14 protein-coding genes are annotated in these 22,486 nt (G+C 44.4%); 4 read left to right on the top strand and 10 right to left on the bottom strand.

Going from position 1 to position 22,486, the window contains the following annotated elements; all coding sequences use genetic code 11:
• Positions 1-321: 321 nt before the first annotated feature.
• On the top strand, positions 322-846 hold the full coding sequence (locus tag PATL_RS21270; RefSeq protein ID WP_041714143.1) for a MarR family winged helix-turn-helix transcriptional regulator: 525 nt from the start codon (positions 322-324) through the stop codon (positions 844-846).
• A gap of 22 nt (positions 847-868) precedes the next feature.
• On the opposite strand, the gene PATL_RS21275 is transcribed toward PATL_RS21270, so the two are convergent.
• A complete protein-coding gene (locus tag PATL_RS21275) occupies positions 869-1,441 on the bottom strand; it encodes a YSC84-related protein (protein WP_011576840.1) in 573 nt (190 codons plus the stop codon).
• 362 nt (positions 1,442-1,803) lie between these two features.
• On the opposite strand from PATL_RS21275, the gene PATL_RS21280 reads away from it, so the two are divergent.
• Both PATL_RS21280 and PATL_RS21285 read left to right on the top strand, forming a co-directional pair.
• Entirely contained in the window at positions 1,804-2,718 is a 915-nt protein-coding gene (locus PATL_RS21280) for an MlaA family lipoprotein (protein ID WP_041714144.1), read from the top strand.
• 7 nt (positions 2,719-2,725) lie between these two features.
• A complete protein-coding gene (locus PATL_RS21285; RefSeq protein WP_011576842.1) occupies positions 2,726-5,149 on the top strand; it encodes an efflux RND transporter permease subunit in 2,424 nt (807 codons plus the stop codon).
• A gap of 653 nt (positions 5,150-5,802) precedes the next feature.
• Here the strand turns inward: PATL_RS21285 and PATL_RS21290 are convergent.
• From PATL_RS21290 to pbp4b, 9 genes are all read right to left on the bottom strand, one after another.
• Complete coding sequence (locus PATL_RS21290; RefSeq protein ID WP_011576843.1) at positions 5,803-7,791, bottom strand: response regulator; 1,989 nt, start codon at positions 7,789-7,791, stop codon at positions 5,803-5,805.
• Positions 7,792-7,806: 15 nt separating this feature from the next.
• Positions 7,807-8,265, bottom strand: a complete 459-nt coding sequence (locus PATL_RS21295) for a response regulator (protein ID WP_011576844.1) — start codon at positions 8,263-8,265, stop codon at positions 7,807-7,809.
• A gap of 1 nt (position 8,266) precedes the next feature.
• On the bottom strand, positions 8,267-9,748 hold the full coding sequence (locus tag PATL_RS21300) for a sensor histidine kinase (RefSeq protein WP_011576845.1): 1,482 nt from the start codon (positions 9,746-9,748) through the stop codon (positions 8,267-8,269).
• A gap of 52 nt (positions 9,749-9,800) precedes the next feature.
• On the bottom strand, positions 9,801-10,034 hold the full coding sequence (locus PATL_RS21305) for a hypothetical protein (RefSeq protein WP_011576846.1): 234 nt from the start codon (positions 10,032-10,034) through the stop codon (positions 9,801-9,803).
• A 3-nt stretch (positions 10,035-10,037) separates the two neighbouring features.
• The gene (locus PATL_RS21310; protein ID WP_011576847.1) at positions 10,038-11,369 is read right to left on the bottom strand and encodes a sigma-54-dependent transcriptional regulator; all 1,332 of its coding nucleotides are present in this window, start codon (positions 11,367-11,369) and stop codon (positions 10,038-10,040) included.
• Between the two features lie 402 nt (positions 11,370-11,771).
• On the bottom strand, positions 11,772-12,962 hold the full coding sequence (locus tag PATL_RS21315) for a GNAT family N-acetyltransferase/peptidase C39 family protein (RefSeq protein ID WP_011576848.1): 1,191 nt from the start codon (positions 12,960-12,962) through the stop codon (positions 11,772-11,774).
• Position 12,963: 1 nt separating this feature from the next.
• Positions 12,964-14,430, bottom strand: a complete 1,467-nt coding sequence (locus PATL_RS21320) for a RimK family protein (RefSeq protein WP_011576849.1) — start codon at positions 14,428-14,430, stop codon at positions 12,964-12,966.
• Positions 14,431-14,693: 263 nt separating this feature from the next.
• On the bottom strand, positions 14,694-16,238 hold the full coding sequence (locus PATL_RS21325) for a serine hydrolase domain-containing protein (protein ID WP_232283269.1): 1,545 nt from the start codon (positions 16,236-16,238) through the stop codon (positions 14,694-14,696).
• A 190-nt stretch (positions 16,239-16,428) separates the two neighbouring features.
• On the bottom strand, positions 16,429-18,885 hold the full coding sequence (gene pbp4b / locus PATL_RS21330; protein WP_011576851.1) for a penicillin binding protein PBP4B: 2,457 nt from the start codon (positions 18,883-18,885) through the stop codon (positions 16,429-16,431).
• 489 nt (positions 18,886-19,374) lie between these two features.
• Between pbp4b and PATL_RS21335 the strand changes: the two genes are divergently transcribed.
• Positions 19,375-22,401, top strand: coding sequence for a TonB-dependent receptor (locus PATL_RS21335; protein ID WP_011576852.1), 3,027 nt, complete (start codon positions 19,375-19,377; stop codon positions 22,399-22,401).
• Positions 22,402-22,486: the final 85 nt, after the last annotated feature.

Raw genomic sequence — 22,486 nt, forward strand, 5'->3', positions numbered from 1 at the left:
TTAAGCGTATTCATTTTGTCTCCGTGATAAATGATGAGTTGTGCACTGATAATTACAGGTCAATTAATTAGTACACGAAGCATTATGCTCAATTACTGTCCAAAGATCAAATATAAATCCGGATCTAGCTGAGTCAAAAGATAACCCAAGCCCTGAAAAACGTCATAAATTGAGTAAGTTAGATCGCTGCTAGCATAGATACCTTCAACCCTAGAGCAAGATCGGTCCTTTACACTTTTTCACCTGAGAAAAAGTGCTTTAGGTTGCATTCAAGGGAAAATTTGCTAGGGTTCGCCGTTAATGACTAAGCAGGTACCCATAATGAAAAAATACGATGAGTTATTAGTGTCGCTAAGACGCGTAATAAGGGCAATTGACCTTTACTCCAAGAAGCTCAGTAAAGAGTCTGGGTTAACCAGCCCCCAGCTTATCGTCATGCAAGAAATTGCCAATAACGATGACGTTATGGTCAAAGATATTGCTAATCACATTAACCTTAGTTCAGCGACTGTCACTAGCATACTAGACAGACTTGAAGCTCGAGGTTACGTGGTGCGAGAACGTTCACAAATTGATAAGCGCAAAGTAGGTGTACGTTTAACCGAGTCGGGGTCAACTGCGTTTAAAAATGCTCCCACTTTATTGCAAGAGCATTTCATTAATCGCTTCGAGTCGTTAGATGAGTGGGAGCAAACCCAACTAGTATCAACGATGCAACGCATCGCTAAAATGATGGATGCTGAAGCGCTCGACGCCGCACCATTGTTGCAAGTTGGGCAGATTCACACATTGACTGCCACAGTCGAAGCAACGACTACGCAAACTAGCGCCGGTACAAATAAATAACGTTGGCGCTGGTTAGTTCAACTTAGTTAAGTTCGTTGTCTTTCCAGTACTTAGTACCCTTTACCGTCGCCTGTAAAGACAATCCACTCTCCGTTAACTGATAAATAGTGATGTTATCTACGGTCACTTCTCCGCCTTTAGCTACACCTTTATCGCCGGCCTTGGCGGCAGCATCAGCTTGGGCACCAAACGCCCAACCTTCCTCAACAAACCGCGACATGACCGCTTCGTTATGGAAAACAAAAACGGCGCGAAAGTCTTTAACACCAGCGCCTAGACCTAGCCCCACCTCTGCCATTTTCATATAGGTTTTCTGGCCGGTTTGATTGTCCGTTACCACGCCATAACCGCCGCCAAAACTAGCTAGAATAAGATTCACGTTCGCGTTGTCGAATACCGCATAGCCAGGAGCGCTATTTATTTGAGAACGCACACTAGGCTTTAATGCAAACAACTCTGTTAACACCTTATCGTTCATGGTTTGAACAGCCTGACGCTTTTGAGTGACAGTTGCTTGTGTTGTAGTAGAGCAACCACCGACAGATAGAAGTGAAACCGCGGCCACAAGGCCAAAAAGTATTGATTTGTACTGCATAAGTTATCCTTAGGGAGCGAATGTAAATTTCCTTTGCCTCTCTGCAAATACTAAACCATATGGCCTAACTGCATGATATATAAACGTTAATTAAATATAATAAGCAAAGACAGTAGTGAACGTTAGGTCTCTGTTACACGAATCCTGTTAAATCGGTAACTTTGTCATATTCAGTCGGTATAATTTTCCCACAGAATTGACAGATACACAGAGAAGTTAAAATAAGTTAATACAATTCAGAAGCTTAGAGATGGAATGAATTTTGTATCCCATTACCCACCCTATTGTGTAAAAGCCCATAAATAATCAATAACACAGCGGATTTTTTACTCAATCTTGTTTACTTCTAGAGGAATTACAGTTTGCGCTCACATTATTTTTGTAACATGCCCATTGTAGGCGCGGTGCTAAGCGCTGCATTATTCCTCAGTGCTTGTAGCTCTCATTCACCAGAGCAAAGCGAGAACCAAGTTCAAGAAACAAACGAGACCCAAAGTGAGCTGGTTATTAATAGCTCTCATGGTCCACAAACCATCGAGCCTACTGTGGTAAGTTATCCAGCTGATAAGCGTGTTCAGGGGGTTAGTTTTAGCGAGAACGCAGCGTTTGAAGATCCGTTAGAGTTTATCAACCGTCCCATCTTTGCCTTTAATGACAAATTGTTTGAGTACGTTCTAATTCCAGCGGCAAAAGGTTACACAAAGGTCGTTCCCGATCCTGTACGAAATAGTGTGGGCAATTTTTTTAGTAATATACGTGAACCGCTCAACGCGCTGAATCAGCTCTTTCAAGGGGATGTAAGCGACAGTGGTAAGAGCGTTGGTCGCTTTTTGATTAACTCTACCGTCGGCATATTAGGGCTCTTTGACCCAGCGACATCTTGGTTCGAAATTAATGAGAAAGTGTCGACCATCAATGACACATTGGTCAACTATGACGTGGGATACGGCAGTTACTTAGTACTCCCTGTATTAGGCCAATCCGACTTGCGAAACGGCTTTTCTACTATCACTGAATCTGTATTCCATCCCATTCAATATGCTACCGAAAACCCCGAGACTCTATACATCCAAGCATATGGAGGGTTTCACGCATTCGCCCCAGAAGCTCCCACCTACGAGCAGCTACGCAGTGAAACAGACGATCCCTATGTATTCTTCCGTAATTTGTATATGCAAAGCATGCTTCGCGATCAACAGTACCCAGAATTACAAAATGGCGCTGCAGTAGAACCGACTGGCGTAGCGGATGATGCGCCAGCATCACCGCAGGAGTAAGCAAGTAATGAGTGCCTTTTTAGCCAATTTTATTATTCGCCACGCCAAGCTTATTCTTGTTGTTTTTGTATTGGCCGGCACTTTAGCCGCTTGGTCTGCGCAGCAATTTAAAATTGATGCATCTGCCGATACTCTGCTGATAAAAAACAATAAGATGTTCGTTGAGACTCAGGTGGTAAACGAAAGATTCTCTCCTCAAGAATTTATTTTGGTCGCATACAAACCAAAGAATCACGCCTTGTTTAGCCAACAAACGTTTAATGATATCCAACAAATATCCAGTGAGTTTAAAGACTTACCCAGAGTCGGCGGCGTAACTAATATTCTGAATGTTCCTCTTCTTTCACTGTCGAATGAACTGGACCCAAACTTAAAGCCAGAACAGCTTACATGGCAAGCCAATCGTTATTCGCCAGATAGAATGCGACAGGTCTTTACTGATCACCCATTATTTACGGACCTTTTGGTGAATCAAGACCAAACTGCCACCGCCATGCAGATCGTGTTTAAGCCCAACGAAGAGCTACTGGATATACAGAGTCAAATTATTGCGATCCAAAAGGGCATTCTACAGGGCGAGAACACCGAGCTAAGCGAAGAAGACGAGCAGAAAATTGAAGCCTTGAAAGCGAAGGCGCAACCCATTGAAGAACAACTCAAACTCACTCGTCAGCAAGAGATAAAGCAGATCTATCAGATCATAGAACCGTTTAAAGACGACGCCGATCTATTCTTAGGTGGAGCCTATGTACTCGGCCAGCAAATGATTGACATCATACAAAGCGATTTACTGTTATTTGGCAGTGCTATCGGCTTGGCGATATGTCTCATACTGTTTGTATTGTTTAGAAAAATACGTTGGGTTGTTTTGCCACTTCTCTGCTGCGGTTTGAGTGTATTGCTGACCGTCGGGTTATTCGGTGTGTTAGATTTTAGAGCCACAGTCATTTCATCAAACTTTATTGCACTGCAGCTCATACTCACGCTGGCCGTAGTCGTGCATCTCATCGTCGAGTTTAGACAATTAGAAGCAGCAGATACTGAATCGAATCAGCAAGACCTGCTACGTCAAACGTTTATCAATAAATTCAAACCCTGCCTATATGCAGGTATTACCACCAGCGTAGGTTTTGCTTCTTTACTCTTTAGTGGCATTCAGCCCGTAGTGAGTTTTGGCTGGATGATGATAGTAGCAATGGGTGTGTCTATCAGCTCAAGTTTAATCCTGTTTCCTGCGGTACTGGCATCATTTACGCGCAAGGGTGACAGCCACGAAGGCCGCCTGAGTCAGTGGTTGGTATCAGGACTCAGCGCCTTTAGTTTGAAGCGCCCCACTTTCATTGTATTAACCACCCTCGTTATAGGCGGCGGAGCAATTTTTGGGGTGCTAAAATTAGATGTCGAGAACAGCTTCCTAAATTATTTTAAAGAATCCACGCAAGTACGCACGGAGTTGGAGTTTATTGACAAAGAATTCGGTGGGTCAACGCCTTTGGATTTGATTTACACCATCCCTGAAGACGAGCGTCGCGATGATTTGGTCATGAGTGCTAAGACAGTGCAGACCCTACAAAAAATTCAGCATGTGATGCGCCAGTATGAAGCCACTGGCAATATTACCTCAGTGGTTAACTTCACCGAGTTAGCAAAAAAGGTTAATCAGGGCAAGCCACTGACCGAGTACGAGTTAACCGTCATTTACACATTACTGGATGATTCTCTCACCGAGCAGCTGCTTGGCGCCTACTTTAACCCTGAAAATCAACAATTGCGTATTAGCACACGTATTCAAGACAGCACAGAGAACTTTAACCGTGCAGAGTTTTTGCAGACCCTTCGTGACGACTTAGACATGTTAGAAATAGCGCCTGACAGCTACAGCCTGACGAATTTATTTGTACTGTATCAAGACATTTTACAACGGTTGTTTACTTCCCAGATTATGACCCTAGGCTTAGTCTTTGGTGCATTAACACTAGTGCTACTAGTAATATTTCGCTCATTTAAAGTCGCCATTATCGCGGTTATTCCAAACATACTGACGACTTTGGTTATCTTGGGAGTGATGGGATGGCTAGCCATCCCCCTGGACTTAATGACCATCACCATCTCAGCCATTGCTATGGGGATCGCGGTAGATGACACAATCCATTTTGTGCACCGCTACTTAGAAGAGTTGAATAAAGAGTCTAATGACAGCCAGCAGGCCGTTAAAAATACATTTAAGTCTGTCGGTTTTGCATTGATTTATACGACGACGATTATCGCTGTAGGTTTTTCGTTGCTCAGTTTCTCCGACTTTGTGCCAAGCATTCTCTTTGGATTATTAACCTGCTTAGCCATGCTATTGGCGTTTATAACCGATACCACCTTACTGCCCGTGCTACTTAAAAAATTCGTTAAGCCTAAACCAGCTTTGGCAGGCTCTTAATGCTGTTATGGATTAGCTGCAGTGAGTAAAGGCTACTTTGGTGTCGCATTTCTTCACTATTTGGTGCACAAAAAACAAACAGGAAATTGAAAAACCTTTAAAATTCAGCAACTAATATATTTGGCGCAAGGTTTGCTTATATTTCATTTATATATCGCTCTAGTTTGCGGCAGCGAACGTGCCAAGCACTGGCACGATACAAATTGTAGAATTAGCCTGAATGCTAGCTTTGCTATACAGCGCTAATTCACTACCCCTTTCGTTGGGGCCGTGCGTTAAACACACTCGATACTGCTACTATCTGTGGCCCCAACGGATTCACTCACCCAGCTAACCTCGTTTATCGGTAATCACCCAGCGAAAAGCGCAACGGTGAAACACCCGTTAAACCAATACCTACCCTTCAATGCGGCTCCTAATCACAGATCCGTTAACACAGAGCCTTTAGAATAGAGCCCATGAAGCGCCTTGAGCATAAGGCCATTAATGAAGAGTACGTAATTTGTGGTGACGGGCCTGCCATCTGGAGCGCGGCGTATTCGCTCACTACGTGATTTTTTATTGAGGAGTATTAAGAAGTAAGTATTGAGGAGTATAAAGGAGTCGTGTGGAAGCTAAATTGAAAGATATAAGGGCTCTCGGCTAAACTGGAGCTAGTCTTCCACCAAATCGCTTAGCACTTTTTTATTGATGGGTTTTAGAATAAATTTCGTAATATCGGCATCTGCCATACTCTGTGCATCGGGCTCTTCGCCACTCAATAACACCAATTCTAATTGAGGAGATGTTTTATGAATCTCTTTGGCCAAATTTAACCCACTAGCATCTGGCAAATTTAAATCCATCAACACTTTGCTCCAATCATTGCGCTGATTGAATACGTCCATACATTCTTGGCCTGAATGGGCAACATGAACATCTATACCTAAACTTTCTAACAATAGGGCCGTAATATCAGCGGCATCCACATCGTCCTCAACCAGCAAGAAATGTTGCCTTTCGGAACTTTCATCCTGCTGTGAGGCATCGTTGTCATGCGCATCGGTAGTTTCGACTTGAATGGGCTCACTAACCGCTGTCAGGTGTGCATCGAGCACCTTCAGTAACGCATCATGGTTGATTGGTTTTTCAAGAACGTTAGTAAAACCCTGTGAAATTAATTGGTCACGCACACCTTTCATAGTGGCTGCGGTCATGGCCACCACTGGGAAATGGATGCCACTGGAGCGAATTTGCTTGATGGCTTCTGAGCCATTCATCACAGGCATGTGGATATCAATCAAGACCAAGTCGTATGGGTCGCCGTCATTGATTGCATCAGTGACTTTATCTAACGCTTCTAATCCGTTTCGCCCATATTCCACTTTCAGGCCAGAATTTTGCACCATATGCCCTACCAACATGCGAATGTCATTTACATCATCTACGACTAGCACACGCCCCTCGTAATTGAGCGTTTTCACTTCTTTCATCGTTGATGGTTTTGCATCGAAACTCAGTAACTCGTGTGGAGAGCGCTTAGTGTCTCCTGTTTGAATAAAAGCCGTGAAGCAGCTTCCTTCGCCAAAGGTCGAATGCAAGCTAACTTCTCCGCCCATCTTAGCGACTAGCTCATTACATATTGCAAGGCCTAGCCCGCTTCCGCCTTGCCGTCTTGAGACTACATCAGCAACCTGCTCAAATGGTTTAAACACACTATTGAGTTGATTTGCAGGGATACCGATACCGGTATCAGTCACAGAAAAGTGTAAAAATTCACAACCGGGTTTGTCTTCACACCACAGACGTAAGGTGACGCTGCCTTGCTCTGTAAACTTGATGGCATTACTTATCAGGTTAATCAACACTTGGCGAAAACGGGTCGCGTCGGTGGTAATTTTCAATGGTAGAGGGGTATCTGAAATGACGGAAAGGGTCAGACCTTTATCTGTCGCAGGTATATTCATCAGGGCGTAAACATCAGCAATTAAAGCATCTAAATTGACTTCACTGAGATTAAGCTCAAGCTTATCGGCGGCTATTTTCGACAAGTCGAGCATGTTATTAAGCAGGCTTAATAAATGTTTACTGTTGTTCAATACAATCGACAACTCGGACTGAGCAGATTGACCGATTTTAGAGTCCATCAACAATTCGGTGTAACCTAAAATCGACGTTAGCGGCGTACGTAGCTCATGGCTTAAGTGCGCTAAAAATCTGTCTTTAGAGCGGTTTTCGGCTTCTGCTTTTAATCTGTCGACACGTTCTTTTTCAATCTCTCGCCGCGCCAAAGCGTAGCGGATAGCCCGTGCAAAGCGACTACTGCTCAATTCGCTTTTGATAATATAGTCAACCGCGCCTGCATCCAGCGCAGCCATATCTACTTCTTCATCAGCTTGGCCTGTGAGCATAATAATAGGTGACGTAAACCCAGCTTCAATTGCTAGTTTTAACACTGTTAGACCGTTTTCAGCCCCAAGCTGGTAGTCCAACAAACAGATATCGTGCTGATTTTCAGCCATTTTTGCTAACGCATCATGCTGATTTGTGACCCAATCAATTTCAAACTCAAGCGTGCTGAGTTGCTCGATATAATCTCGCGCTAATATGTAATCATCTTCGTCGTCTTCGACGAGTAGTAAGCGAGAGATAGAGTTTGACATGCGTGTTGGCTGACCTTAATTGTTGCTGGTAGGTAATTCTACGAACTCAACCCAATACTTACCTAGCGCACTCATCAGAGCGACCAAGCCTTCAAAGGTGACTGGCTTGGTGATGTAGGAAGCAGCCCCTAAATCGTAGCCTTTCACCATGTCTTCTTCTTGGGCTGACGTGGTTAAAATAACGATAGGAATACTGCGCAAATTTGGATCGAGTTTAATTTGCTCCAGTGCTTCGCGACCATCCATTCGAGGCATGTTCAAATCAAGTAAAATTAACCCTGGTCTTGGGGCGGCGTCAGCTTCGCTGTATTTACCTTCTTTGCGCAAATACTCTAGCAGCTGTACACCGTCTTCCACGCAGTGCAATTCATTTAGTACGCGACTTTCGCGCAAGGCGTCTTGTGCGAGCAGACGATCGTCTTCATCGTCATCTGCCATTAATATTACGATTGGTTTAGCTTTTGTAAAAGGCACTCTACTCTCCCATATATTTGTTAACAACGGCGTCAATCGGCAAGGTGATGGTAAACTCAGCCCCTTCATCGGGACTACTTAGCGCTGTGATGGTACCACCATGACGCTCAACAATGCGGCGACACACCGCCAAACCAATTCCCGTTCCTTTGTACGCTGTGCGACCATGAAGTCGCTGAAAAGGTGAAAATATTTTATCCGCATAGGTTTGCTCAAAACCGATACCATTATCTTTGATCGTCACAATGCAACTTGGCACATCAACATGTTGAAGTTCATCACGCAAGTCTTTTTGCTCAACTGATACAGTGATCACAGGTGCAACGTCCGTTTTGTGAAACTTTAATCCGTTTGATAATACGTTAAGAAACAACTGATACATCTGACTAGGATCTGCACACACTTTTGGTAATGGAGCGACGTCGATTTGCGCATCTGTCTCAGCAATGGCAATTTCTAAGTCGTTTAAGACTTCATCTAGGACACTGTTTAATTCAACCTCAACAAACTCTTTTCCACGTGTGGTAATTCTGGAAAACTCTAGCAGGTCGTTAATTAAAGTCGACATTCGAAAAGCAGCTGTGGTCATTCGCTTAATGTAATCGACACCGCGCTCGTCCAATTGGTCTTTATAAATAGTGGTCAGGCGATCGCTGAAGGCTTGAATTTTTCGCAAAGGCTCTTGTAAGTCATGGGAGGCGACAAACGCAAAATCTTCTAACTCTCGGTTACTTCGGCTGAGTTCCTCTGAGTAGACGGTTAACTCTTGAGTGCGCAGATCGACCTTCTCCTGCAATGACTCATTCTGCTCTTCAAGGTCGTCTTGATAGCGATTGCTAATTCGTAAATTAATGCGAGCCATTAAAAACATGCCGATAACCAACAAACCGCTAGTGATAGCCGATACCCCAAAGTTGACTTTGGCGTCGCGCTGTATTCTTTTTAACTGAGTGTACAGTGCTTGCCTATGCTGATATTCACTGTCGATTAACTGCTGCATAGATTTACGGATTTCACGGTAAAGATCACGCCCTCGGTTGGTCATAATCTGCCTAAGCGCCGACTTCTCTCGATCTTCTAAGGCTAAATCCACTGTGGAGGTGAGCTCTGTGATTTTCTCATTTACGAGTATCAGCAGTTCGTCAATACGCTCTTTTTGCCCCGCTACACCTGATTTGATGTTTTTGACTAACGCAATTTTCTCATCAAGGGTCTGCAATTCAGCATGATAAGGGTTGAGGTATTCTTCATACTCGGTCAATAGATACCCACGCTGGCCTGATTCGGCGACCACTACGGACAAATGCAGGCTTTCGAGGCGTACAATAATATTGCTGGTTTTATCTAGGTCGGTTTGCACGGTAGAAAGCTGATTAACCGTGTTTAATGCAATGGATAGATTTGTCCCTATGATGCCCACCACTATGATGGAAATAATGATCCAAGTCGCAGTGGTATTACCAAATAGGCGTTTAACGTGCATGATCGTCCTTTAAATATGAGCTGTTTGTGCTTTATTCAAAACAGGTGAAAAATTAAGACTCGGCACCTGAGCGTGAATGCTCAGCCAGCTTTTGTAACGCCGCGCTGCTGTCTTGACAAGCGACGAGGATCTTATCCAAGGCAGCAATTGCCTTTTCCTTAGGCAAGTCATTTTCCAACACAAGTTTAACCATTTCAGCTTGCATAGAGATGCGATTCAATGGATTACGCACATCGTGTATCAAAGAGTTTGTTGTGACGGGCTGCGCGCCTTGTGTTGGTTGCATGATTTATCCCTGAGCTTGGTTTTCCCAAGCATTTAAACGGTTATATAAAGTCTTGGTGCTGATGCCAAGCATTTCAGCGGCTAGGGTTTTGTTGCCTTCTACCTTTTCCAATGTCACCCGGATCAGTTCTTTTTCAACATCATCAATCGTTTGCCCAGCGGTAACCTGATTGGTCGACGTTTGGTTTTTAGCAAACGGGGACTCAAAGTTTTTAGGCAAAGTGACTTCTGTACCCGTAGGGTCACTCATGATGAATGCTCTGTGGATAGCGTGGCGTAATTCACGAATGTTACCTGGCCAGCCATACGCTTTTAATTGATCCAACTGTGCATTCTGCCACGCAAAATTTGTGTCATTTTCTGCATTTAATTGCTCGATAAAAGCAGTGGCCAAGAGTGGAATATCCGCCAGACGTTCACGCAGTGGCGGGATCGTGATGGGGAATACAGCTAAGCGGAAGTAAATGTCTTCGCGCAACACCTTGCTTTGGGCAATTTCTTCAACTGTGCGGTTGGTGGCTGAAATCACCCGGCAATCAACTGGCGTGTCTTTTACCGCGCCGACTCGGGTAACGCGTTTACTTTCTAACACGCGCAGCAAGTTAGGTTGCATTTCTAATGGCATTTCCGTTATCTCATCAAGAAACAAAGTACCTTGTTGAGCTTGTTCAAATACACCAATTTTACGCCCTACGGCGCCAGTGAATGAACCTTTCTCATGACCAAATAGCTCGCTACCAATGAGCTCTCGGGATAGTGCGCCACAGTTGGTTGCCACAAGGGGCCCCTCAATGTCACTTGCAGTATGAATAGCGTGGGCGACGACTTCTTTACCGACACCACTTTCGCCCATTAGCATGACATTGGCATTGGTTTTACCCACCCGCTCAATCATTTCATAGAGTTCTTGCATAGGAGCAGACTCGCCCACCAAACAACCAAAGTGCCTAGTGATAGAAGATGATTTGGCTTTTTTCACAGCTTTGGTTTTGCCCGATAACACCAGTTCCAAATCTTCACGCTGTAACGGTTTAACAAGATAGTTAACGTTAGGCCCGCACATGCCGGAAATGATGCTTTTCACCGATGGGTGTCCAGTGATCAAGGTCACAAATGGGACTTTGTCCTGAGTATTTAATTTGTCTATTAAATGCAACGCACTACCGTCTGGTAACATGAAGTCGAGCAATATATGGTCGAAGCGCTGAAACTCGATACAGTTGTAAGCTTCTTCTAAATTGTTAGCTATTTCGACGTCATGGCCTAAAAACTCGATAATATTACTCGCTACGTCGGTAAATTCCTTATCATCATCGACCAATAATATTTGAGACACGTTGATTCCTTCTTGTTGGGTATTTGTAATCCTATCTTTAGCTTTCGTTATTTTTGCAGCCTGATGACCAAATTAATTCGCTAAAGGATTAACAAAAACTGTAGAGTAAACTGATTGCTTACCCTCATGTGTAACTAGCCGTATTTGCTTATTAGGGACTATATCACAGTCATACTTTGTGTATGGGAGGGATCACGAGCCAACTCAGGTTAATTTTACAACTGTTAACCTAAGCAATCCTCAGACCAAATAAGCAGACCTTAACTAATTAAGTGCTATACGATTTTTTTGCTGCCTTGGTTCACCCTCAATCATGGCAATTGAAAGGACAAAAAAAAGCTCATTTGTAAAAAAGAAGGCCTACACTTAGCAGACCTTTAATGATAACAAATTGTTTTTAAACTATTTTTTGGTAATCAACAATGCTGTACGCAATTTGCTCTTACCAAAGGCAGACATGCTGAAAAAGTCTTCCCGCGCAATGGGAATATGCTGACAATCCATCGGTTGCGGGTGCAGATCATCAGGATCTGGGTCGTGTAGGTATAAACAATCTTCATCTATGTGTGTAACTGTTACCCAGTGCGGTATTTTTTTCCCATCTAGCTGATAGGTACTAATTAAACTAATGACCGCAGCCCCTTTAGAGAGCCCTTTTTGCAAGGCTTTCACATCAGGATCGGTATATATCATTTTGATCCCTTGAGCTTCAGCTCGTTGTAAAAATTGCCTATCCACTGCTTGCATGATGTACTTTTTGTGCTCACTGCGCACACCATCAATAAATAATGGCGCCTTGGTATTCACATAAGCCGTTACCTCGAACCCCAAAGAATGTGCGGCTAACGCCAATCCTATTGGATGGCAGCCACCATGACCTGAGGTCATGAAAATCGTTGTTGCTTGACGCCAAATGTCCAACTCTAATGATTGCGACATATCCAATTCGCCATTCAGATTGGCCATAGCCATCATCAAAGACGACGGGCCACAGGTAAACTCCGTAGTTTGCTGATACCAAGGGTACTCAGGCAAGGTTTGCAAAGATAGACTTTGGCGAATCGGTTTTTGCATTCGCAGCGCATCTATCGAGCCTTCATAGTAATTGGCGTACGTTCCAAAACTACGGTAACCCAAGCTTTCGTATAACTTAATCGCACCTATGTTATTCGTTGCTACTTCAAGGCGCATAAACAGTTTATCTTGCTCAAGGGTTTGCTGCTCAAGGGCCAATAGTAGTTTTCTACCCACACCCATACCTTGCGCAGTAATGCTCACTGCAATGGAGTACAAACGTGCCAAGCGCGTGCCTTTACGCATGATCACCAGACCATAAGCCAATACGTTTTCGCCATCCGTTGCGACCATAAAAACTCTGTGGCTGTCAGTCGCCTTAAGCCAATGCATAAACCGGCGCTGGCTCAAACGGTCAGATTGAAAACTGGCATTTTCTAATTCCACCAGCTGGGCAATGTCATTCACACGTGCATTACGAATGCTCACAGTGTTGACACTACTCAGCGTGGGGTTATTGTCCTCAGCCACTGCGTTTTCAGTTGACGATTGTTGCTGTATTTTGTGTCCCAGGGACATCTTATTTGCCTCGTAACTCAAGACGGTTAGCGAATTCTTGCATCACCAACATGTATAGCTCTTTACCTAAGTACAAATCTTCCACTTTCGACTCTAAGCTTGGGTTGTCATTCACTTCAATCACGTAAACCTGATTGTTGACTTGTTTGATGTCTACACCGTATAAACCTTTACCCACAATAGCACTGGCTTTTACCGCTGCATCAAGCACTGGTTTAGGCACTTCAAACGTGGGCAAGGTTTCAAAGTCACCAGAGAAGTGTTTCTTCGAGCTATGGTTGTAAATTTGCCAATGGTTACGCGCCATAAAGTAGCGACAAGCGTAAATTGCTCGGCCGTTTAGCACACCGATACGCCAATCGTAGTCTGTGTACACGAACTCTTGGATCAGCACTAAGGCTGACTGGCGTAACATTTCAACCAACTTAAGTTTTAGCTCAACCAAGTTTTCAACTTTAAACACGCCAATCGAGAACGAGCTTTCAGGAAGTTTTAGCACCATAGGGTAGTTAAACTCAGCTTCTAGCAGCTCACAGGTTTGGTCGCTCGAGTTAGACACAAAACGACTCTTCGGTGACGGCACTTTGTTGTAGCTAAACGCATCATGCAAAAACACTTTGTTGCAGCAACGCAAAATAGAGGTTGCATCATCAATCACTTCTAACCCTTCTTGCTCACCTTTGCGGGCAAGTTGGTAGGTGTGATGGTTTATCGCGGTCGTTTCACGAATAAACAATGCATCGAATTGACTGATCATGGGCCCTTGTTTGGCGGTGATCACCTCTGCATTAATACCTACCTGTTCTGCTGCTTTCACAAAGTTTTGGATTGCCTTGCTGTCGCTAGGCGCGGTTTTCTCTTCTGGGTTTACCAGAATAGCCATGTCCCAACGGAAACGTTTTTTGTTGCTACGGCTACGCCAATACTTCTGAGTAAAATGCTCTAAACGCTCAGCAAATAGCGGCCACAAGTTTGAATCAATCTCACGGATACCCAAGGCTTTTGGCTGTACGCTCAAGCCTTTCTCGTCGCGGCTAAAAGTGAGCCGCAAAATAGGCGCAGGAAAACGTTCAAACACGTGTTTAGCAATACGTTTGTGGCGCTCATTTTGCGACCAGCCGAAAAACACTAAAATTTCTTGGGGTAACTCATCGTCAATATGGGCGTATAAGTCCGTGCTCATATATTTAGGCACTGGGGTCAGCACATTGCTTTGGTCAGTCAGGGATTCACTCAAATCATTAATGGTGTTTACGCTTGGTAACACCTTGTGTTGACGTGCTTCAGCCAACAGAGAGCAGTAGTAACCCTGACTCAAATATTTATCTGTGTCACATAGGTTAATAATACGGGTTTTAGGCTCGCCTACTTTAGGGTAGTCGGCAAGGTACTGGGCGAAATCAATAACGCTCGCGTCCAGCTCGGGGAAGCCTTCGGCATTATCCACCACAACAATCGTTTTAAACATTTTACAGCGCTCCAAATAGCAATTTGACTTGTATTTAGGACACGCCATCAACGTAACAAGCCAAGCAAAATCAATTAGAAAATTAACAGCTCATGCTTGCCACATCAGTAGGATGGTCTGGGCAATGATATTGGAGCGGAATATAGGCTTTACGTAGATTAAATCAACATTTTTTTGCGAAAAAGTGATATTTATTTTTGTGTTAAAATGGGCGTTTAATAACGCCCAAGCATTAATGATAAAAAACGATGCAAATCAGTTGCTTACTCAATCATTTTATACAGAGTAAGATCTTGAAAATCATAGCTAAAATCAATATTAGCATGCACAGGAATAAGCTTCATAAAGGTTATGGCATTGTTTTGGTCACGGTAGAGCTTGGCGTACACATCTGCCTCTAGGCTTCTGTCATCCCAGCGCACCAAAAAATGGTCATTTTCATCACCTTTGTATAACCCACCCACAAGCTTTACCACTCTTTTTGAGCGTAACTGAATACGGCCGTTTTTTTGCTCTAAAAAGAAATCCCCAAGCCAATCATCACGATAAGCACCTAACGCTGCATTTAGGGAGCCGGCAGTCACGGCAACAAGTTGCTGTGCTTTTTGAGCGGTTTTGTTATTCGCCATATAGTTACTTACTGCCTTGTTGTTTGACGGCGATAACTTGGGGGCAAACACTTTTAGCCAATCTGTTTCGTTGTCGCCTAAATAGGGTTTCATTAAGGTATACATGAGTGCACTTCGCCCCGCACTGGATTGCTGGTTCGTCAGCACCACTATGCCCAAATCAAGTTCTGGAAAGAAACTTACGTAGGAATACATACCCGCCAGGCTGCCACTGTGATGCACTCGCAACTTCCCGTCTACGTCATTTAAGCGCCAACCTAAGCCGTAGGCACTAAAGTGACTATGGTTATGGCGCTTATCCGTACTTGAAACCGGCATGATCGTTTTTGGCGACCACATCTGTTGGTGCTGGGTGGTTGAAAACAGTTGTTTTCCATCTGCTGTTTTACCTTGATTGAGCTGCACTTGAGCCCAAATCAGCATGTCTTCTAGACTGCATTGAATACCACCAGCGGCGCCTGATACATTCGGTTTACTGGTATCAACATCACGCACTATGGTCGCTAGTTTATTATCCACCATGCCATGCGGGGTTGCCGCCAATGCTTGCTGCGCTTGAGGAACATGACCCGCGTAGCAATGCTGCATGCCTAGGGGCGCAAAAATACGTTTTTCAATAAATTGCTCCCAAGGCTGGCCACTTGCTGCAGCGACCACTTCACCTGCGACGATATACAGCAAGTTGTCATAGGCGTAGTCAGCGCGAAACTGCCCTGTGGGTTTTAGAAAACGCAGATTATGCACCACTTCTTGGCGGCTAAAACTGGAAGGCTCTGGCCACAGCATTAAATCTCCTGCCCCTAGGCCTAAGCCGCTTCGATGGGTCAGCAAATCCGTAATGCTAAAATGGGCGCTTATCCAAGGGTCATGTAACTGAAAGTCAGGCAGATGCTTTACCACTGGGTCATCCCAGCTTAGTTTGCCCTCATCAACCAATATCGCTAGCGCGGCCGCGGTAAAGGCTTTGGTATTTGAAGCAATTTTAAATAGGCTTTGTGCATCCACAGGCTCATTGCTGTGAATATTCTTCACACCGTAGCTTTGCTCGAGCACCACGTTACCGTTTTTGATCACGCCAACCGCCACACCTGGAATATGTAACCTCTCCATGATTTTGCTGATCTGCATGTCTATTTTTGATGTGTTTACGATCGGCTGATGACGCTCATTTTGCTTCACTTGTGCTCCTGTCGTCGTTGCCCATATCACGCTCCCCAAACACAAACATGAGATAATGAGATTAATGCTGTTGCGACCGCTGAAAATCATAGTGTTGCTTGCCTTAAATGCATGTTAGGGCTTTACCCTTGCGTTTTGTATTTGGGAGCAATGCTTCAGCCTTAGCCTTTGAAGCAAGGCTGCCCAGCGTTTATTTACTGTCTAGAATTGCTTCGTACACCAAACTAATCACACTGCCGTACTTGCCGGTTTCAAACGTTTTACCTGCAAATTCGACATGGCCGCTTTCGTCTTCTTGCACTTTTGAGTGCCGTGCATTGGTGAGCAAGAAAATAGCCAAGTCATATTTGGGGTCAATCACTGATACGGTGCCTGTCCAGCCCGTATGACCATAAGCCTGAGCACTAGCGTAAGGACCGAAATGCCATTTGCTTTGGCCATGGCCTGCTCGGCGCCAGCCAAGTCCATAACTGTCGTTCCGCTCTTCTGGCTTAATAAACTGCTGTAACACTGCTTCATCAAAGATTTGAGTTTTGCCGTAGCCACCACCGTTCAATAACAACTGCCCCAGCACGGCTAAATCGTCTACGGTAGAAAACAACCCAGCATGACCTGCTACACCGCCAAGTGAATAAAAGGCTTTTTCATCATGCACTTCACCCTGCAACACATACTCGCGCATATTATCGAAGTTGACACGACCACCCCGGCTATTGCCTTGTATTTCGGTGGCGGCAAATTCACCTTTTGCTCGGCCCTTTAATAGCGGGTTAAATAAGGTATTGCTCAACCCCAATGGTTGATAAATCTGATGCTCAACGTAGGCATCTAGTCCCATTCCCGTAATACGCTCAACCAACATGCCCAGTAACATATAGTCAGTGTCACTGTATACCGCTTTAACATTGCGCCCCATGGCAAATGGCACACGGTTTAGCAGTAACTGATCCGTTCGCTGTGGGTTCTGGGAATACAAGCTCTTACTGACGCCATTTTCAGGCGTAAAAAACCGCACTTGAGGGGCGTAACCAGCGGTATGGGTGAGTAAATCGCGCACTAAACGCGTTTCTCGCCCGCCACCTTTATAGTCTGGCATGTAGCGCTGAATAGGCGCATTGACGTCTAATTTGCCTGCGCTTACCAGCTTCATCAAGGCCAAGTTGGTAGCAAACATTTTTGTGTTCGAAGCAATATCAAAAAGCGTATCGACCTGCATTTTCTGCGACTCGGGGAGCAACTCTCCTCCATCAGCGTATTGTCGCGCATCACCGTATGCGGTTCGTTTTACGATTTCCCCGTCTTTTACCACCAACAATACCGCACCGGGGAATCCGTTATTGATATCTCGCTGAATAAGTGCATCGACTTGAGCAAAACGATTGTGCTGAGACGTGCTGGTGTCCATTAGGATAGGTGACGGAATAGTCACTTTGAGCTCGCTGCCCTCTGGTAAAATATTCTCTACGCGCAAGGTGTTAGTGCCGTCTTTGGTACGACGCTTCAAGCTGTACTGGTACCGTTCGTTTGGCGCAAAGGGTTGCGCTATATTGAGTTTTTGCCCATTAACGTAGATATCAGCTTGCTCTGCACCTTGACTATTAATCTGAATCTCACCCCGCCCCTGGTACGCTTTAAAACGTTCACGGTCGTTTACCCATTGCCGAGTACTGCGTTCCTGCATGGGGAATACTTCATCCACTTGCCCCTGCTTTATCGCCATCGGCTCTGTTGACTCAGCCACTTGCTCGTCAATGTAGCGGGCCATCAATTTTTTGGCTTTTTTAGGGAAGTATTTATCGAGTAAGGCAAACACAGCGGCGGCGGTTTTACTGTCTGCTTTACCGGTCACTTGCCAGGGTAAGAAGTGCATTTGAAACGCACTGATCACATTGCTTGTTTGTTCATCACGTATGCCCGTTTCCAGCACATTGTAGCCATAGGCACGTAAAGCACTTTGTATTAGACCAATATTCGGTTGGTACTGATTAAAACGCTGCCAATAGGCCTCAAAAGTCTCGTTTTCATACCAAGCACCTATCCCAGCTTGGTACAGCTCAAACCAAGGAAACCTTGGGCCTGGATCGTTTTTACGCGACGGGGCGATATCTGAGTGCCCCACCACTTTAGTAGGCGATATGTCTGGATTACGGGCCAGTATTTGTTGGCTTAAGGCAATTAATAGCTCGATTTGCTTCGGGTCGTAATCGGGAAATACGCATAAGCGGTTCTCGCCGTGCTCAGAGGTTGTATTGGCCTCTTTGTCAAAGTGGCATTCAGGCACATTGACTATTTCGATGCCTATGGATGAATCATTTAATTCGCTGCGCCCTTGCCACACGCTGTTACCAGCATGCCAAGCACGTTTGTCTTCATCTACTAATTTGAGAATTTCTAACGAGTCTTTAGGATAACTGGGATCATTAGATTCAGGGATAAGATAATGAGCACTCAATCCGCCTTCATCCACCAATGCGTGAACCGATTTTTGATAATCAATAGCGGTAAAATGCATCACTAGAAACTTTACCCGATGGCTAAAGTTTTTTGAGGGCATTTCACTAATCGGTAGGGTCGCACAACTGACGATGGCTACCGTTAATAAGCATATCAAGACAGATCGCTGCCAACTCGTAATACGTTTTTTCATAACACTGAGGATATCCCGTTGCCTGTGAATCTTCCAGATCACTATTTATACTCAAAAGCACTCACTTTTGAATAATTAATTACAGATATAATAAATAATTTGAATAATAATTCCATAACTTAATGTACAGATTATCAACACTGCTCAGCAGACACGCAATCCACAGGCTAACCTTGGAAATTTTCTGTATTTCAGCAGATGTGTTTTTCGATCGAGTTAACTTCCTCGATCCAGTAAAGGACTAAAAAGGTAATAAAACATACCTTTAGACCTTAGTGTGCTCCCTATTTACTGGCAGTTTGTGGATTTAAAACACTCTCTTTAAAGATAAATTATTACTAAAAAAGCAACAATAAAGAACATATTATTCTTGACGATATCAAATATTGTTTGTTAAATGCTCAGACAACAATAATAAAAACTACTTAATGAAGGCTTATGAGTCGTCGTCCTCAAATAAAAAAGCACAAGCAACAAATAGGTGAACACATGGCAACACAATCTAGAAATTTCATACAACAACGGATTTACCGTGCCATGCAAGGTGCATGGAACAATCGCGCAACCACTCTCTCAGCTGTACTACTAGCAAGCTCTCTAGCTGGTGCTCCTGCAGCATTAGCACAGCAAGCCGGTGGCATTAAAGGTAAGGTTGAAACGCAAGCGACTGATATTTCGGTAAACGATGTCACTGTCACCGCATCAAGTAACGTGATGCCAAAACCTAGAACGGTTAAAACAAAAGCGGATGGTAGCTATGTTTTACCGGCTCTTAAGCCTGGTAAATACACCCTGACCTTCACCTCTGCTGATGGCACAGTTCGTCAAACCCAAGTCGACGTATTGTTAGACCAAACATCTAACGTTGATGTGGCATTTGAAGCAGCACCTGCTGATAGCACCGAGGTGATTCAAATTATCGGCTCTCGCATCAGCCGCGAAGGAGACTCTTCATTAACTAATTCTTTGGGCGAAGACGTTTTATCTCGCGTACCCATTGGTCAAGACTACCGCTCTTTGCTCGCCATTATTCCTGGTGTGCAGTATTCAGAAAATGCCACTCTTGGCCCTAACTCTGGCGGTTCTGGCCGAGATAACAAATACGGTTATGATGGGGTAGACGTATCATTACCCATGTACGGTAACCTTGCATCTGAACCATCAACCCAAGATATTGCGTTCGTATCAATCGACCGTGGGGGCGCTAAAGCAATCGGCTTTAACCGCGCAGGTGGTTTAGCAATCAACACCTTGTCTAAATCAGGCACTAACGAGTTTCATGCCAGTGTAGAATATCGTATCGAGCCTGCAAGCTTATCCGCCGATCGTGATACAACTGAAGGTACAGATGCGAATTTTGATGAAGACAAAACGTGGATGAGCGCCAATGTTAGCGGCGCATTGATTGAAGATGAATTGTATTTTTATGGTTCATACTTCGGCCCTGAGATAACACGCGATAATAAAGAAACGGCGTATGGACCGACCAAGCAATACGAAAGTGATCGTGATGAATATTTCGGTAAATTAACTTGGGCACCTACCGAAGACTTATTGTTTAACGTCAGCTACAGAACCTCTGATAAAGACGTTGTCGGCGACTCAGTAGGAACCAAGTCTACTGATTCCACTTCAGAAGGTAGCTCGGTATCACAAGACATTTTTACGTTCGACGGTTCATATATTATCGACGACTATACGACGTTAACCTTCCAATACAGTGATTTTAAGAACGAGAACTCTAGCCGCCCTGATACTAATTTCTCAGGTGTTATCCCATCTATTGGTGGCACGCTTGATGTGAATAATCTTGATCAGCAAGGTTCATTTACCGTACCGAACGTTAAAACAGATGAAGGTTTTGATGCAGAAACAGCTCAAGCATTAATCGATACCTATGGTTATACCGATGATGCAGGCGTATTAACGGGTGGCGGTAATATTGGTGGCGCTTCACTTATTAATAATCAAGATTTCTCTCGTAAGAGCTTTGAAGTTGCTCTTGACCACGAAATGGAGCTAGGCAATACCGTTCACAATATTCATATTGGTGGACAGTGGAAAGAAAGCGAAGAAGTGCTCACTCGACTGTCAAATGGTTGGGGTTCAATCAGCTATAACGGCGGGTTGGGTGTAGATACCGACTTTGAAACAGACGAAGCTATCTATTACAGCGCAACAGTATATTCCAACAGTTTAAATGGTGAAGAAAACTTAAATCCGCTAACGTCAACATCAGAAGTCATCAACATTGAAGTGAATGATACCATTGAGCACGGTGACTTCACTTACAACGTTGGTTTCTTGTTTAGCAACGATACTTTGTACGGACAAGGTCTAAGAGAAAACTCAGCGAATGCATCAGGTTACGAAGTCGCTCCTGGCAACAAGTACAAAATGTATGAGCTTGATTTTATGGACATGATCCAACCTAGACTCGGCATCACTTGGGCCTATAACGGTCGCGATACCGTGTTTGCTAACTTCGCGAGTTATAACCCAGATACTACCTCACTAGCCCGCGCGGCCTCATGGGATCGCAACAACCAATCAACCCAAGTAGTTTATTTTGATGCGGACGGTGCGTTTATTGGTAATACCGAAGCAAACGGTTCATCAGGTAAGTTATTCCAAGATGACATGGATGCACGTCGCACGGACGAAATCACTATTGGTATGACGAAATACATATCAAACGAATTCTTCGTTCGCACCCATTTACGTCAGCGCGAGGCCTCACATGCGTGGGAAGATCAGCCTAACAATGCCCGCACTTATGGCGATTACGGCCCGTTTGGTGGCGTACCTGAAAACTTGCGCGATAAAGGCTTGTTTATTCCTGATTTAGCTGAGCAATATTCCAGCATGGGACTATCTGCAAGTGACGGTAGCTATGTTATTGCCGAACTAGATGGCGCTGAAAACACCTACTACGAGTGGAGCATCGAAGGTGATTACACCGGCGACAATTACTACTTGAACGTGTCTTATGTATGGAGCCACTACTACGGTAACTATGACCAAGACGTCACTAGCACAGCGTCTGACGGTAACTTGTTTGTTGGCTCATCTAACTTAGGTGATGGTCGCGGTCGCATGTTGTGGGATGGCAAGTCAGGCACTTTAAATGGTGACCGTCCTCATGTATTAAAAGCATTGGGTTACTACACAACAGATTGGAACGCTGACATCGGTTTTAACTTTGTCTTCCAATCTGGCGATGTTTGGGAAGAGTGGGACGGTGGCGCTTATGGTTATTCAAGCTCTACTATTCGTTACTCTGAACCTGCTGGCAGCCGTCGTGAATCAAGCCATTGGCAGTTAGACTTAAACTACGCCCAAGCCTTCAATATTACCGAAGACTTAGAGCTTCAGTTTAAAGCCGATGTGTTTAACGTTTTCGACAGACAGACGGGTTATAACTATCAACCCATTCTTTCTAGCGCCACCTTTGGTGAGGCACGAAACTTAATTAACCCTCGCCGTGTTCAACTTTCGGTTAGCCTAAACTACTAACCCAGCTTAGCGACTTACCTTAGCGAATACAGGTAGTTGTTTGTTTATCCCCGCTTCTGGCGGGGATTTTTTTATTTTCTTCACG

The organism is Paraglaciecola sp. T6c (assembly GCF_000014225.1).
Lineage (GTDB): Bacteria > Pseudomonadota > Gammaproteobacteria > Enterobacterales > Alteromonadaceae > Paraglaciecola > Paraglaciecola atlantica_A.

Excerpts from the sequence above, each read along its gene's own strand:
- PATL_RS21270 (WP_041714143.1), top strand. The coding sequence starts at position 322 with ATGAAAAAATACGATGAGTTATTAGTGTCGCTAAGACGCGTAATAAGG.
- PATL_RS21275 (WP_011576840.1), bottom strand. The coding sequence starts at position 1,441 with ATGCAGTACAAATCAATACTTTTTGGCCTTGTGGCCGCGGTTTCACTT.
- PATL_RS21285 (WP_011576842.1), top strand. The coding sequence starts at position 2,726 with ATGAGTGCCTTTTTAGCCAATTTTATTATTCGCCACGCCAAGCTTATT.
- PATL_RS21290 (WP_011576843.1), bottom strand. The coding sequence starts at position 7,791 with ATGTCAAACTCTATCTCTCGCTTACTACTCGTCGAAGACGACGAAGAT.
- PATL_RS21300 (WP_011576845.1), bottom strand. The coding sequence starts at position 9,748 with ATGCACGTTAAACGCCTATTTGGTAATACCACTGCGACTTGGATCATT.
- PATL_RS21305 (WP_011576846.1), bottom strand. The coding sequence starts at position 10,034 with ATGCAACCAACACAAGGCGCGCAGCCCGTCACAACAAACTCTTTGATA.
- PATL_RS21315 (WP_011576848.1), bottom strand. The coding sequence starts at position 12,962 with ATGTCCCTGGGACACAAAATACAGCAACAATCGTCAACTGAAAACGCA.
- PATL_RS21320 (WP_011576849.1), bottom strand. The coding sequence starts at position 14,430 with ATGTTTAAAACGATTGTTGTGGTGGATAATGCCGAAGGCTTCCCCGAG.
- pbp4b (WP_011576851.1), bottom strand. The coding sequence starts at position 18,885 with ATGAAAAAACGTATTACGAGTTGGCAGCGATCTGTCTTGATATGCTTA.
- PATL_RS21335 (WP_011576852.1), top strand. The coding sequence starts at position 19,375 with ATGGCAACACAATCTAGAAATTTCATACAACAACGGATTTACCGTGCC.